The 14,028-nt window shown below is 71.3% G+C and carries 14 protein-coding genes; 4 read left to right on the plus strand and 10 right to left on the minus strand.

Annotated features, from left to right (window positions below):
- Nucleotides 1-69 precede the first annotated feature (69 nt).
- A complete protein-coding gene (gene yghX, locus HNR28_RS15345) occupies nt 70-957 on the minus strand; it encodes a YghX family hydrolase (RefSeq protein ID WP_043680991.1) in 888 nt (295 codons plus the stop codon).
- Nucleotides 958-1,227: 270 nt separating this feature from the next.
- Between yghX and HNR28_RS15350 the strand changes: the two genes are divergently transcribed.
- From HNR28_RS15350 to ftsB, 4 genes are all read left to right on the plus strand, one after another.
- Nucleotides 1,228-2,925, plus strand: coding sequence for a CTP synthase (locus tag HNR28_RS15350; protein WP_052355632.1), 1,698 nt, complete (start codon nt 1,228-1,230; stop codon nt 2,923-2,925).
- A 29-nt stretch (nt 2,926-2,954) separates the two neighbouring features.
- Nucleotides 2,955-3,809 (plus strand): 3-deoxy-8-phosphooctulonate synthase, encoded by an 855-nt coding sequence (kdsA, locus tag HNR28_RS15355; RefSeq protein WP_043680994.1) that lies wholly within the window; start codon nt 2,955-2,957, stop codon nt 3,807-3,809.
- A 147-nt stretch (nt 3,810-3,956) separates the two neighbouring features.
- Nucleotides 3,957-5,243, plus strand: coding sequence for a phosphopyruvate hydratase (gene eno, locus HNR28_RS15360; RefSeq protein ID WP_043680996.1), 1,287 nt, complete (start codon nt 3,957-3,959; stop codon nt 5,241-5,243).
- A 16-nt stretch (nt 5,244-5,259) separates the two neighbouring features.
- The gene (ftsB, locus tag HNR28_RS15365; RefSeq protein WP_043680999.1) at nt 5,260-5,535 is read left to right on the plus strand and encodes a cell division protein FtsB; all 276 of its coding nucleotides are present in this window, start codon (nt 5,260-5,262) and stop codon (nt 5,533-5,535) included.
- An 87-nt stretch (nt 5,536-5,622) separates the two neighbouring features.
- On the opposite strand, the gene HNR28_RS15370 is transcribed toward ftsB, so the two are convergent.
- The 9 genes from HNR28_RS15370 to HNR28_RS15410 all read right to left on the minus strand — a co-directional run bounded on the left by HNR28_RS15370 (nt 5,623) and on the right by HNR28_RS15410 (nt 14,024).
- Nucleotides 5,623-6,501, minus strand: a complete 879-nt coding sequence (locus HNR28_RS15370; protein WP_184143023.1) for a TadE/TadG family type IV pilus assembly protein — start codon at nt 6,499-6,501, stop codon at nt 5,623-5,625.
- A gap of 278 nt (nt 6,502-6,779) precedes the next feature.
- Entirely contained in the window at nt 6,780-7,712 is a 933-nt protein-coding gene (hslO, locus tag HNR28_RS15375) for an Hsp33 family molecular chaperone HslO (RefSeq protein WP_043681001.1), read from the minus strand.
- A 34-nt stretch (nt 7,713-7,746) separates the two neighbouring features.
- The gene (locus tag HNR28_RS15380; RefSeq protein WP_151025587.1) at nt 7,747-8,268 is read right to left on the minus strand and encodes an RDD family protein; all 522 of its coding nucleotides are present in this window, start codon (nt 8,266-8,268) and stop codon (nt 7,747-7,749) included.
- Nucleotides 8,269-8,501: 233 nt separating this feature from the next.
- Entirely contained in the window at nt 8,502-8,690 is a 189-nt protein-coding gene (locus HNR28_RS15385; protein WP_043681006.1) for a hypothetical protein, read from the minus strand.
- Nucleotides 8,691-8,829: 139 nt separating this feature from the next.
- Nucleotides 8,830-10,542: a THUMP domain-containing protein gene (locus tag HNR28_RS15390; protein WP_244978326.1), complete on the minus strand. Its 1,713-nt coding sequence runs from the start codon at nt 10,540-10,542 to the stop codon at nt 8,830-8,832.
- Nucleotides 10,543-10,548: 6 nt separating this feature from the next.
- On the minus strand, nt 10,549-10,965 hold the full coding sequence (locus HNR28_RS15395) for a CopD family protein (RefSeq protein ID WP_151025163.1): 417 nt from the start codon (nt 10,963-10,965) through the stop codon (nt 10,549-10,551).
- Between the two features lie 28 nt (nt 10,966-10,993).
- A complete protein-coding gene (locus HNR28_RS15400) occupies nt 10,994-12,259 on the minus strand; it encodes a glutamate-5-semialdehyde dehydrogenase (protein WP_151025165.1) in 1,266 nt (421 codons plus the stop codon).
- A 91-nt stretch (nt 12,260-12,350) separates the two neighbouring features.
- Nucleotides 12,351-13,400 carry a DNA polymerase III subunit delta gene (gene holA, locus HNR28_RS15405; RefSeq protein ID WP_043681015.1) on the minus strand — a complete coding sequence of 350 codons (1,050 nt, stop codon included), beginning with the start codon at nt 13,398-13,400 and terminating at the stop codon, nt 12,351-12,353.
- 3 nt (nt 13,401-13,403) lie between these two features.
- A complete protein-coding gene (locus HNR28_RS15410; RefSeq protein ID WP_242404274.1) occupies nt 13,404-14,024 on the minus strand; it encodes an LPS-assembly lipoprotein LptE in 621 nt (206 codons plus the stop codon).
- Nucleotides 14,025-14,028 lie beyond the last annotated feature (4 nt).

Below are 14,028 nucleotides of genomic sequence, written 5' to 3' on the forward strand. Positions count from 1 at the left end.
GCGGCGCCGCCGTCGCGGAAGACCGCTCCGGGATCCGAGGCCGGCGGCGCCGCGGCGCGCGGGTCCGCCCTACGCCAGCCAGCGCCCGAACCAGGCGAGGGTGCGGCTCCAGGCCAGTTCGGCCGCGTCCTTGTCGTAGCGCGGGGTCGAGTCGTTGTGGAAGCCGTGGTTCACGTCCGGGTAGATGTGGGCCTCGTAGGTCTTGCCGTTGGCCTTCAGCGCGGCCTCGTAGGCCGGCCAGCCGGCGTTCACCCGGCTGTCCAGGCCGGCGTAGTGCAGCAGCAGGGGCGCCCGGATCCGGGGCACGTCCCCGGGGCGCGGCTGCATGCCGTAGAACGGCACGGCCGCCGCCAGCTCGGGATAGGCGACGGCGGCCGCGTTGGCCACGCCCCCGCCATAGCAGAAGCCGACGATGCCGACCTTGCCGGTCGAGCCGGCCACGGTGGGCAGGAATTCGATCGCGGCGAAGAAATCGTTCATCAGCTTTTCCGGATCGACCTGCTGCTGCAGCTCGCGGCCCTGGTCGTCGTTGCCGGGATAGCCGCCCTTGGACGTGAGGCCGTCGGGCGCCAGCGCCATGAAGCCGGCCTTCGCCAGGCGCCGGGCGACGTCCTCGATGTAGGGGTTCAGGCCGCGGTTCTCGTGGACCACCACGACGCCGGGCACGTCGCCCGCCGCCTTGGCCGGCCGCACCAGGTAGGCGCGCACCGTGCCGTTGCCCCTGGGCGAGGAATAGGCCAGGTATTCGGCGTGGATGTCCGGATCGGTGAAGGACACCTGCTCGGCCAGCGCGTAATCGGGCGACAGCGCGGCCAGGATGGAGGCCGCGCCCACGGTGCCGACGGCGTAGCGGGACGCGCGGTTGAGGAATTCGCGCCGGTCGATCAGGCCGTGCGCGTAGAAATCGTAGAGTTCCAGCAGTTCCGGCGCGAAGTCCTTGGCGGTGAGTCTGGACATGGCGTCCTCCCGGGGCGTGCATGATGGGGACGGAATCATGGTAGGCGAGAGGCGGCGTGGCGGTAAAGTGTCGACTGGATACAGTCCCTGCGTCCGGTGCCGGACCCGGACGCCGCCCACGGAAGCCGGACTCGCAAGCCCGACGCATCAGCCGGGCTGGCAAGCCGGAATCGGGCGCCGAGTCGGCCCCGAAGGACTGGCTGTCGCCCGGGACCGAGCGGTTATAATCCAAATTTCCCGCTGCGCCCGTCCACACCGGGCACCTATGAAATGACCAAATACGTATTCGTCACGGGGGGAGTGGTCTCCTCCCTGGGCAAGGGCATTGCCGCGGCGTCGCTTGCCGCGATCCTCGAATCCCGCGGGCTGCGGGTCACGATGCTGAAGCTGGATCCCTACATCAACGTGGATCCGGGCACCATGAGCCCCTTCCAGCACGGCGAGGTCTTCGTCACCGAGGACGGCGCGGAAACCGACCTGGACCTGGGCCACTACGAGCGCTTCGTGTCCGCCCGGATGCACAAGGTCAACAACTTCACCACCGGCCAGATCTACGAATCGGTGCTGCGCAAGGAACGGCGGGGCGACTATCTGGGCAAGACCGTGCAGGTCATCCCCCACATCACCAACGAGATCCAGGACTTCATCGCCCGCGGCGCCAAGGCGGCCTTCGACGGCCAGGCCGACGTGGCCATCGTGGAGATCGGCGGCACGGTGGGCGACATCGAATCGCTGCCCTTCCTGGAAGCCGCGCGCCAGATGAGCCTGCGCCTGGGCCGCAACCAGTGCGCCTTCGTGCACCTGACGCTGGTGCCCTTCATCGCCTCGGCGGGCGAACTCAAGACCAAGCCGACCCAGCACTCGGTGCAGAAGCTGCGGGAAATCGGCATCTACCCCAACGCCCTGCTGTGCCGCGCCGACCGGCCCGTGCCCGACGACGAGCGCGCCAAGATCTCGCTGTTCTCGAACGTGCCCCTGGACGCGGTGATCTCGGTCTGGGACGCGGACTCGATCTACAAGATTCCCGCCATGCTGCACCAGCAGGGTCTGGACAGCCTGGTCTGCGACGCGCTGGCCCTGACCCCGCCGCCGGCCGACCTGACGGTCTGGGACCGCCTGGTGCACGACCTGGAAAACCCCCGCGAATCCGTCACCATCGGCATGGTGGGCAAGTACGTCGACCTGACCGAATCCTACAAGTCCCTGTCCGAGGCCCTGGTCCACGCGGGCATCCACACGCACGCCCGCGTCAACATCGAATACCTGGATTCCGAGGAAATCGAGACCCAGGGCACCGGCTGCCTGGTCGGACTGGACGCCATCCTGGTGCCGGGCGGCTTCGGCAAGCGCGGCACCGAAGGCAAGATCAAGGCCATCCGCTACGCCCGCGAGCACGGCATCCCCTACCTGGGCATCTGCCTGGGCATGCAATTGGCCGTGGTGGAATTCGCCCGCCACGTCGCCGGCCTGGGCGGGGCCAACAGCACCGAATTCGATCCCTCGGCGGCCCACCCGGTGGTGGCCCTGATCACCGAATGGCAGGACCGCGAGGGCCGGGTCGAGCGGCGCGACGCCTCTTCCGACCTGGGCGGCACGATGCGCAAGGGCGCCCAGCGCTGCCCCGTCAAGCCGGGCACCCGCGCCTTTGAGATCTACGGTCCGGAGGTCAACGAGCGCCACCGCCACCGCTACGAGGTCAACAACGTCTACGTCCATCGCCTGGAAGAGTCCGGCCTGGTGATCAGCGCCCGCACGCCCACCGAAAACCTGCCGGAAATCATGGAGATTCCCTCGCATCCGTGGTTCATGGGCGTGCAGTTCCACCCGGAATTCACCTCCACCCCGCGCGACGGGCATCCGCTGTTCACCAGCTACATCCAGGCCGCGCTGGCCCACCAGCGGCGCCAGGCGGAAAAGTCCGGCTCGGAAAAGTCCGGCTCGGAACAGCCCCAGGCGCAGAAGGCCTGAGCCCGGCCGCACCGTTCAAGGAGCCTCCCATGCAGCTGTGTCACTTCCAGGCCGGCATCGACCATCCCCTGTTCCTGATCGCCGGGCCCTGCGTCATCGAGTCGCGCGAGCTGGCCTTCGAGACGGCCGGCATCCTGCAGGAAATGACCCGGGCGCTGGGGATTCCCTTCATCTACAAGAGCTCCTTCGACAAGGCCAACCGCAGCTCCGGCGCCTCGTTCCGCGGCCCGGGCATGGACGAAGGCCTGAAGATCCTGGACGACGTGCGCCGCCAGCTCGGCGTGCCGGTGCTGACCGACGTGCACGAGACCGGCCAGGTGCGCGAGGTCGCGGCCGTGGTCGACGTGCTGCAGACGCCGGCCTTCCTGTGCCGCCAGACCGACTTCATCCAGGCCTGCGCGGCGACGCTGAAACCCGTCAACATCAAGAAAGGCCAGTTCCTGGCGCCGGAAGACATGGTCCAGGTCGTGTCCAAGGCGCGCGCCGCGGCCCTGGAGGCGGGCGGCGACGGCGGCAACATCCTGGTCTGCGAGCGCGGCGCGTCCTTCGGCTACCACAATCTGGTGTCGGACATGCGCTCGCTGGCCATCATGCGCGGCACCGGCTGCCCGGTGGTGTTCGACGCCACGCACTCGGTCCAGCTGCCGGGCGGACAGGGCACGCATTCCGGCGGCCAGCGCGAATTCGTGCCGGTACTGGCGCGGGCGGCCGTGGCGGCCGGCGTGGCGGGGGTGTTCATGGAAACCCACCCGAACCCCGACCAGGCCCTGTCCGACGGCCCCAACGCCGTGCCGCTGGACCGGATGCGCGGCCTGCTGGCCTGCCTGGCCGAGCTGGACCGCTGCGTCAAGCAGTCCGGCGCGCTGCGCGACGGCGGCCTGTGAAGCCGCCGGCAGGGCGAAATAGTCGTTATAAACGCCGTCGTGTGCGGCCGGCCGGCGCCCCGGGGTAGACTGGCTGCGCGAGCATCCCGTTAAAATGGCGGGATTCCCATTTTCACCCACCCCCTACACAGGCAGGACTGTCAGACCATGAGTGCAATCGTAGACATCATCGGACGCGAAATCCTCGATTCGCGCGGCAACCCCACCGTGGAATGCGACGTGCTGCTCGAATCGGGCGCCATGGGGCGGGCGGCGGTGCCCTCCGGCGCGTCCACCGGTTCGCGCGAGGCCATCGAACTGCGCGACGGCGACAAGTCCCGCTATCTGGGCAAGGGCGTGCTGCGCGCCGTCGAGCACGTCAACACCGAGATCTCCGAGGCCCTGATGGGCCTGGACGCGCAGGAACAGACCTTCATCGACCGCACCCTGATCGACCTGGACGGCACGGAAGACAAGAGCCGCCTGGGCGCCAACGCGATCCTGGCCGCCAGCATGGCGGTGGCCCGCGCGGCCGCCGACGACGCCGGCCTGTCGCTGTACCGCTATTTCGGCGGCAGCGGCCCCATGCAGATGCCGGTGCCGATGATGAACGTCATCAACGGCGGCGCGCACGCCAACAACACCCTGGACCTGCAGGAATTCATGATCCTGCCGGTGGGCGCCTCCAGCTTCCGCGAGGCCCTGCGCATGGGGGCGGAAGTCTTCCACGCCCTGAAGAAGATCATCGGCGCCAGCGGCATGTCCACGGCGGTCGGCGACGAGGGCGGCTTCGCCCCCAACGTGGCCAACCACGAGGCCGCGATCGAGCTGATCCTGAAGGCCATCGGCGAGGCCGGCTACGAGGCCGGCTCCCAGGTGGTGCTGGGCCTGGACTGCGCCAGTTCCGAGTTCTACCGCGACGGCAAGTACCACCTGGCCGGCGAAGGCGGCATCGCCCTGGGCTCGCAGGACTTCGCCAACCTGCTGGCGTCCTGGTGCGACAAGTACCCCATCGTCACCATCGAGGACGGCATGGCCGAGGACGACTGGGAAGGCTGGAAGCTGCTGACCGAACAACTGGGCCGCAAGGTGCAGCTGGTGGGCGACGACCTGTTCGTCACCAACACGAAGATCCTGCAGAAGGGCATCCAGCAGGGCATCGCCAATTCGATCCTCATCAAGATCAACCAGATCGGCACCCTGACGGAAACCTTCGCCGCCATCGAAATGGCCAAGCGCGCCGGCTACACCGCGGTGATCTCGCACCGGTCCGGCGAAACGGAAGACTCCACCATCGCCGACATCGCCGTGGCCACCAACGCCATGCAGATCAAGACCGGCTCCCTGTCGCGTTCCGACCGCATGGCGAAGTACAACCAGCTGCTGCGCATCGAGGAAGAGCTGGCCGAGGTCGCCTCCTATCCCGGCGTGTCGGCCTTCTACAACCTGCGCTGACCCGCGCCTCGCGCCCATGCGCCTGCTGAGCCTCGTCCTGCTGGCCCTGACCCTGGCGACACAGTATCCGCTGTGGTGGGGCAAGGGCGGCTGGCTCAGCCTGCGCGACCTGCAGGCGCAGGTGCAGGCGGAGACCGAGGAAAACGAGGCCCTGACCGCGCGCAACAATGCTCTGCAGGCCGAGGTCCAGGATCTCAAGACCGGGATCTCGGCGATCGAGGAGCGCGCCCGCAGCGAATTGAACATGATCCGCGAGGGCGAGTACTTCGTCCAGATCCTGCCCCGGCAGTGAGGGGGCGGGCCGCGGCCGGGGTGCGCAGGCCGCGCCGCCGGCGGGCCAGGCCGCCCCTTCCGGCGCGCAGGTTTCAGGGCGCGGGTTTCAGGGCGCGGGCGCGCAGGCCTCGGGTCCGGGCCCATCCCCGTTCACGTCCCCATCCGCCGCCGCCTCGTCGGCCGGAGCCGTCTCCGCCGCGGGCGGGTTTCCCACGTCTTCCGCATCCCCGCCCGGCACCGCACTGCCGGGGGCCGAGGCCGGGGCGGGGGCCGCACCCCGTGTCACCCGTCCGTCGGCCAGGTCCGTCCAGGCGGCCGGGTGCGACTGCATGGCGACGCTCACCCGGCGGCGGAAGGGCAGGTAGCCCGCCGCCATCAGGCGGGCCTGATCGGGGTCGCCGGCCAGGGGCGCCAGGGCGCGTACGATGGCCGCCGTGCCCGGCACGAGGGGGCGGTGCGGCCACCACAGTTCCAGCACCAGCGTATTGGCTTCGTGGATGGTGAGGCCGGAGCGGGGGCCGCGTCCTTCCGGCCAGCCCTGGGCCAGCCGGCGGGCCTGCTGCAGCGCCTGGTAGTCGTTGCGGATGAGCGGCTGGCCGGGATGGTCGCGTGGCCCCCGCAGGGCGGGATCGGCGTGGTCCAGGAAGGCCTCGGGGCTTGGCCGCGCGATGCGGATGCGCCAGGGCGCGCCCAGGGCGGCCCGGCGTTCGCGCAGGGCGCGGGCGGCGGCGCGCGGATCGGGGTAGGCCATGCGCAGGCCGTGCTCGAAGGCCTGGGCGATGGCCTGCGGCCGCGCCTGGCGCGTGGCGCCCGCCCGGGCGGCCTCCATCAGGGCCAGGCTGAGCGTCTGGCGCAGGCCCGACCAGTGGGCGGCCTCGACGCCGCCCAGCCCCAGCGTCAGGATCGGGATGGACGCCAGCAGGAAACCGGCCGCGCCCGCGCCGCGCTGGCGGTGGCCGGCGGCGCGGGAGACGGGCACGGGCACGGGCACGGGCGCCGGCGCGCGCCGCGTGCGGACGGGCGGGAGGCGGAGCGGCGCGGAAGCGGCATGGCATGGATTCGGCATGCGGGACAGTATGCGGCCCGTCCGGTGGCCCCGCCAGTGGGACAATTACGCCGTGACCGGGATGTCACGCGCGGCGCCGTCCGGTTGCGCTCCTGCCGGTGCCGTCCGGTCCAGCTCCTGCCGGCGCCGCCCGCTCCAGGTTCTGCCGGCGCCGTCCGGCCCGGGCCTTGCCGGTGCAATCCGGGCCGGGCCTGGCCTTACTGCAGCGTGTCCGAGCCAGGCGCCTGCAGGGAGCCGCCGGCGTCGGTGAACAGGGCGGCGCAATCCACCGCGTCGAAATCGTAGGGCCGGCCGCAGAAGTTGCAGGCGATGTGCACGTGGCCCTGCTCGGCCAGGATGTCCTCGACTTCCCCGCGTCCCAGGGTGCGCAGCATGGCGGCGACGCGCTCGCGGCTGCAGGGGCAGTGCCAGCGTACCGACCGCTCCGGAAAGACCAGCAGGTCGTCCTCCCAGAAGAGGCGGCGGATGAGCGTGTCGGTGTCGGTCGTGCGCAGTTCCTCGCGGCCCAGCGTATCGGCCACGGTGGCGCAGTGTTCCCAGGACGCTTCGGCGGCGTCGGACCGTTCCTGCGCGCCGGCGGGGCCGGCCTCGCCCGGCATGCGCTGCAGCAGCAGTCCGGCGCAGACCTGGGCGTCGGCGGCGAGCCAGAGCCGGGTGTCCAGTTGCTCCGAATGCTTCATGTAGTGCTCCAGGACGGCGGCGACCGTGTCGCCTTCCAGCGGCACGATGCCCTGGTAGGCGGCGGCGCCCGCCTGGCGGTTCGCGGGATCGAGCATCACCATGAAGCGGCCCTGGCCGTCGGCGTTGAGCAGGTCCTGCAGGGTGGCGTCGGCGGGCGGCGCGGCGTCGTCGCGCAGGTGCGCCGTGGCACGCAGGTCCAGGGTCGAGGTGCATTCGACCATGATGAGACGCACCGGGCCGTTGCCCTGCAGCTGCAGCACCACCGAGCCGTCGAACTTGATGTTGCCCGCCAGCAGGGCGCTGGCGGCGGCCAGTTCGCCCAGCAGGCCGACGAGGACCGGGGGCAGGTCCTGGTGGGCCAGCCCGGTGCGCCAGGCCTGGGTCAGGCGCAGGGCCTGGATGCGGGTGCCGCGGTCGGCGGTCAGGTATTTTTTCAGGATGTCGCTCATGCGGGGATTCCGGAGGCGCGCGGCCGGGCGGGATTCAGGCGGCGGAGGCGGCGGGGCGCAGGTCGCGCAGTTCGGTGCCCAGCAGCCGGTCGTGCAGGAACTGGCCCTGGGGGTCGATCCAGGTCCAGAGGAAGATCGAGAACGGCGCGCAGACGATCAGCAGGTCGAAGGAGGCCCAGCCGGTGACGCGCGACAGCCCGGCGATCGCCAGGGCGGCGAGCAGCGGCAGCGGCCACAGCAGCAGGTAGCGCAGCAGCATGCGCGAGCCCCGCAGGGGCAGGCCGCCCCGGTCCGTGAGGCGGATGTTCCAGGTCTTCATCGGCAGGGTCTGGCCGCCGCGCCGCCAGCAGGCGAGGAAATAGACGCCGATGGCCAGGAAGAGGAACGCCTGGCGGCCATGGCGCAGCGCCAGGCCGCTGCGGCTCTGGGTCAGGGTGTCGAACAGGTAGCCCGCGAGAAACACCACGCCAAAGAGCAGCACGCCTTCGTACATCATGCAGGCGAAGCGGCGCAGGCGCGGGGGAGCGGCGGGGACGGCCGGTGCGGGATCGGACATGTGCGGCGGATGGGCTTGAAAACCGCTCATTATCGCTGAATTCGCCGCGGGGCATGGCCGGGCGGAAATGACACCGGGCGAAAATGACCGGAGGAAGACCCGTTCAGCCCAACCCCGCCGGCGAACCTACGCCGGCTGAAACCTGGCCGGGCAAAACCGCACCGGGCAAAGCCGTACCGGACAAAAGACGAGGGCCGCCCGATGGGGCGGCCCTGGGATCCGGCCGGAGGGGATCAGTGGGCGGTGCGGACCGAGTGGTGCACGCGGCCTTCGGGGGCCTTGAAGAAGCTCGCGACCTTGTGGAACATCTGCTTGATGGCGTGGTCCAGGGCGTATTCCTGTTGGGCGTTGATGGCTTCTTCCAACAGCTGGCGCTCCAGGGCGTCGGTCAGGCGGATGTCGGTGTTCTGCAGGGTCTTCATAGCAAGCCTCTTTGCTTGAGAAAGAGCGTTTCGCTCGGGTTAACCCTATTATAGGGAAAACCCTAGGTACTATGCAAGTCCCTGGTCCGGTCCCTGGTCAGGATCGCCGGCGGGCCCCGCGATCCCCGTGGCGAAAAACCTACGCCTTGTCCCGGTAGCCCGCCGCCACCAGCTCGAACTGGAACAGGCGGCAGTCCAGGGCGCCGTTGTGCAGCGGGTGGCGCCGCCGGGCCTTGAGCCGCATCCGCGACGGCAGGTCGAGGTCGCTGGTGATGACGTTGAGCTGCCAGCCGCCGTAGTGGCGCTTCAGCCAGCTCGCCCATTCGGGCCACAGGTCGCCGTCCTCGTCCGCCAGCCGTTCGCCGTAGGGCGGGTTGGTGACGATCCAGCCGGCCGGCGCCGGGGGCGGCATCCGGCGCGCATCGCAGACCTCGAAGCGGATGGTGTCCGGGCTCAGGTGGGCGCGCTCGGCGTTGGCGCGCGCCGCCTCGATGGCGCCCGGGTGGATGTCGCAGCCCGCCAGGGGCTGCTCCAGGCGCGGCGCGATCCGCGCGCGGGCGTCTTCCTTCAGGTCGCGCCACAGGCGGGCGTCGTGGGCGCGCAGCCGCTCGAAGCCGAAGGGCCGCCAGATGCCCGGCGGCACGCCCAGGGCGATCCAGGCGGCCTCGATCAGCAGGGTGCCGCTGCCGCAGAAGGGGTCGAGCAGGGGCGCGTCGGGCGGCCAGTCGGACAGGGCCAGCAGCCCCGCCGCCAGGTTCTCGCGCAAGGGCGCCTCGCCCTTGTCGAGCCGCCAGCCGCGCTTGAACAGGGATTCTCCCGAGACGTCCAGGTACAGGGTGGCGTGGCGCTCGTCGAGGAACAGGTGGACGCGGGCGTCCGGGCGGACCGTGTCGATGTCGGGCCGCGCGCCCTCGCGCTCGCGCAGGCGGTCGCAGATGCCGTCCTTGGCGCGCAGGTTGCAGTATTGCAGGCTGCGCATGGGGCTGCGGACGGCCGAGGTGTCCACGCGCAGGGACTGATCCGGACCGAACCAGCGCTCCCATTCGGTATCGCGCGCCAGGGCCAGGATGTCGTCCTCGTCGCGGACTTCGGCGTGCGCCACCTGGACCAGGATCCGGGTGGCCAGGCGCGAATACAGGTTGGCGCGCAGCACGCCGGACCAGTCCGCCTGGAAGTGGCAGCCGGCGCGCCCGGCGCGCACGGCTTCGTAGCCCAGCGCCTGGAGTTCCAGCGCGAGGGCTTCTTCCAGGCCGTGCGGGCAGGGCGCGAAGATCTCGAAGGTCTCGGCGCGGCGCGGCTGGCGCGGCGTGCGCGGCAGGCGCTGGATGCGCGGCCCGTCCGCGCTGGAGGCGTCCGGCCCGGGGGCGCCGTCCGCGCCGTGGGACGTGGAAGGCGGCGCATCGGGCACGGGTCGCCGGGGCGGCCGGGCGTCGGGCTGGTCGGCGCGCGGTTTGCGCGGGCCGTCCGGACGCGGGCGGCCGGCGGCGGGCCTGTCCGCCCGGTCCCGTGCCGGCGCGCCGGATTTCGGGCGCGGGGCGGAACGGCCGGCCGTACCGGAGCGGGCGGGGCGGTCGGCCGCCGCTTCCCGGGCCGGCCGCCGGGGGGCGGATCCGGTACCGGCGGGGGCCTCGGTCCTGGTTGGGCGTGTCGTCCCGGCCGGAGCCTGCGCCCCGGCGCCGGCTTCCGCTTCGGCCTGCGGCCGGGCCTGCTGGGCGTGTTCGCGCAGGGCCGCCTGGCGCGCGCGGGCACCCGAGCGCTTGCGGGGCTCCTCGTCCGCTCCGGCGCGGGCGGTGGGGGCGCCGGGCGCCTTTTTCTTCAGGTTGAGGGTCTTGCGTGTCGTGGAATCGTTCATCGGCGATCAGAAGGGTTTGACGACCACCAGGATCAGGACCAGCAGCAGCAGCAGGACCGGAATTTCGTTGAACCAGCGGAAGTAGCGGTGGGAATGCCGGCTGGTGCCGGCGGTGAGGGCGCGCAGGTGGTGGCGGCAGGCCAGGTGGAAGACCAGCAGGCCGGCCACGGCCAGCAGCTTGGCGTGCATCCAGCCCTGGCCCCGGCCGATGCCGTAGCCCAGCCACAGCCACAGGCCCAGCGCCAGCGCCAGCGCGGCCAGCGGCGTCATGAAGCGGTACAGGCGCCGCGCCATGCCCAGCAGCGTGGCGCGCACGGCCGGGTCGCCCGCCTGGGCCAGGTTGACGTAGATGCGCGGCAGGTAGAACAGCCCGGCGAACCAGGACGTGACGAACAGGATGTGGAAGGCCTTGACCCAGAGCATGAGAATCCTTGCTATGACGATGGGATGCTCATTCCCGCAGCTGGCCTTCTCCGGTCAGCACCCATTTCTGGATGGTCAGGCCTTCGAGCCCGACCGGGCCGCGGGCGTGCAGGCGGTTGGTGGAAATGCCGATCTCCGCGCCCAGGCCGTATTCGTAGCCGTCGGCGAAGCAGGTGGGCAGGTTGACGTAGACCGAGCTGGAATCGACCTCGCGCTGGAATCGCTGGGCGGCGGAGAGGTCCTCGGTGACGATGGACTCGGTGTGCTCGGAGCTGTAGCGCGCGATGTGGTCCATGGCCTCGTCCAGGGAGTCCACCACCCGCACGGCCAGGATGGGGGCGTGGAATTCCGTGGCCCAGTCGGCCTCCGTGGCCGGGATCGAGCCGGGCAGCAGGGCGGCGGCGCGCGGACAGGCGCGCAGTTCGACTCCCAGTTCGGCGAAGCGGGCGCCGGCGCGCGGCAGCCAGGCGTCGGCCACGTCCGCGTGCACCAGCAGGGTTTCCATGGCGCCGCAGATGCCGGTCCGGTAGGTCTTGGCGTTGATGGCGATGTCCAGGGCGCGGTCCAGGTCGGCGGCCTTGTCCACGTAGACGTGGCAGTTGCCTTCCAGGTGCTTGATCAGGGGCACGCGCGATTCGTCGGCCAGGCGGGCGATCAGGCCCTTGCCGCCGCGCGGGATGATGACGTCGATCCATTCCGGGTGGGTGATCATCTCGCCCACGGCGGCGCGGTCGGTGGTGTCCACGACCTGCACCGCGTGCGGCGGCAGGCCGGCGGCTTCCAGGCCCGCCTGGATGATCGCGCCCAGGGCGCGGTTGGAATGGAAGGCCTCGCTGCCGCCGCGCAGGATGGTGGCGTTGCCCGATTTGAGGCACAGGGCGGCGGCGTCGATGGTCACGTTGGGGCGGGATTCGTAGATGATGCCGATCACGCCCAGCGGCACGCGCATGCGCGCCACGCGCATGCCGTTGGGCCGGGTGGTGGTTTCGCTGAGGCTGCCGACGGGGTCGGGCATGGCGGCGATCTGGAGCAGGCCCTCGATCATCAGGTCCAGCGCCCGGTCGGACAGGCGCAGGCGGTCCATCATGGGGGCGTCCAGCCCGCGTTCGGCGGCGGCGCGCAGGTCGTGTCCGTTTTCGGCCTGCAGCCAGGCGCGGCGGGCGCGCAGGCCGTCGGCCATGGCGCGCAGAGCGGCGGCCTTGGCGGCGCCGGAGGCCGAGCGCAGGATGCGCGCCGCCTGGCGGGCCTGGCGGCCCAGGGTCTGCATGGAAAAGCCGGTGGTGGTGTCGTTCATGTCGTGTCCGTCAAAAAGCCCCCGCGCCGCGCCCGCGGAGCGCGTCCCGGGCGGGGCGCCTTCCGCCCGGGGGCGGCCCGGCGGCGGAAAGTCATCGTCGCGGCGATCCCGCGGTGGCGATGCGCATCACCAGCCGCTCCAGTTCGTCCCAGGGATCCTGCAGGCGTCCGGCGACCGGGATTCCCTTGATGATACGGTCGATTTCGTGGGCGTGGCGCAGGGCCGGGGCCCAGGCCGCCGCGGGCACCCGGGCCAGCGCCTGGCGCGCCAGCTTTTCGCGCGCGCCGAACAGGCGCTGGGCGCGCAGCGCGGCGTCCAGGCCGCTGCGGGCGTGGGGCGCCAGGCGCGCCAGGATGCGGATTTCCTCGCCGACGGCCCAGAGCACCAGCAGCAGGGCCTCGCCTTCGGCCTGCAGCCCGCGCAGCACGGTCAGCGCCCGGTCCGCCTGTCCCAGCAGCATGGCGTCGCGCAGATCGTAGAGATTGTAGCGGGCCACGTTCAGCACGGCGGCCTGGACCTGTTCCAGGCCGAGCGGCCCGGCGGGATGCAGCAGGGCGAGCTTCTGGATTTCCTGATGGGCGGCCAGCAGGTTGCCTTCGACCTTGTCGGCCAGCCAGGCCAGCGTTTCGGCGTCGGCCGTGTGGCCCTGGCGTTCCAGGCGGGCGGCGATCCAGTCGGGCAGCGCCGTGCGCGGGATCGAGGGGATGTCGGTCCAGGCGGCGCCGGCCTTCAGGACCTGGACCCACTTGGCCTGCTGCGTGGCCCGGTCCAGCTGCGGCAGGCGGATCAGGATCCGCACGTCGGGCAGGTGTCCGTCGCCGGCCATCGCGGCCAGTTTCTGCAGGGTGTCGGCCCCGGTCTTGCCGGGCTTGCCGGTGGGCACGCTGATTTCCAGCAGGCGCAGGTCGCCGAACAGGGAGGTGTTCTGCGAGGCCGCCAGCGCCGTGCTCCAGTCGCTGCGGGCGTCCATCACCAGGTGGGTGCGCTCGGCGCAGCCCAGCCGGAGGGCGGCGGCGCGGTAGGCGTCGGCCGCCTCGGTGAGCAGCAGGATCTCGTCGCCGCTCAGGACCGTGCAGGCCGGCAGCTCGCCGGCGCCGGCATAGTGCTCGGTCAGGCGGTCCGCAGCCGAGGCGCGCGCCATGGCCTAGGGCCGGATCGGGGCCGGCCCGGCCGGCGGCGCGGCGTCGAGGACGGCGTCGTCGGGCATGGGCACGACGGGGCGCTCGGCGGCGTTGGCGTAGGCGGCGCGGACCTCGGGCGAACTCATGCGGCGCAGGATCTGGTCGATCAGGCTGTTGCGCATGTCCCTGAAGGTGCGCTCGATTTCGCCTTCCTTGGCCTGGACGATGCGGTCGTTGTAGGGCAGCTCGCGCACGCTGAGCAGGGTGGTGGGCGGCAGCAGCACGTGGCCGCCGCGGTCCAGCAGCTCGAACTGGAAGGCCAGGTTCAGCTCGTATTCCTCGACCCGGCCGTCGGCGTCCAGGGACAGCTGGCGCAGGTTCTGCGATTCGGAGGTCTGGTGCAGGTAGACGTCGGCGTCCTGGCGGCGGTCGGTGAAGCGGGTGCCGGGCGAGTTGGCCGTGATGGCGCGGCGCAGCCGGGCGCCGAATTCGGAATCCAGGTTGATGTTGGTGTAGATCGTCTGGAAGGGCAGCGGCGTGGCGCCCTTCAGGTGGAAGCCGCAGGCGCCCAGCACCAGCAGGGCGAGGCCGGCCAGGGCGAGGCGCAGGAGGCGCGGCAGGAAGGCGAAGGGAACCATGGGCATGTTG

This window comes from Castellaniella defragrans (genome assembly GCF_014203015.1).
Lineage (GTDB): Bacteria > Pseudomonadota > Gammaproteobacteria > Burkholderiales > Burkholderiaceae_B > Castellaniella > Castellaniella defragrans.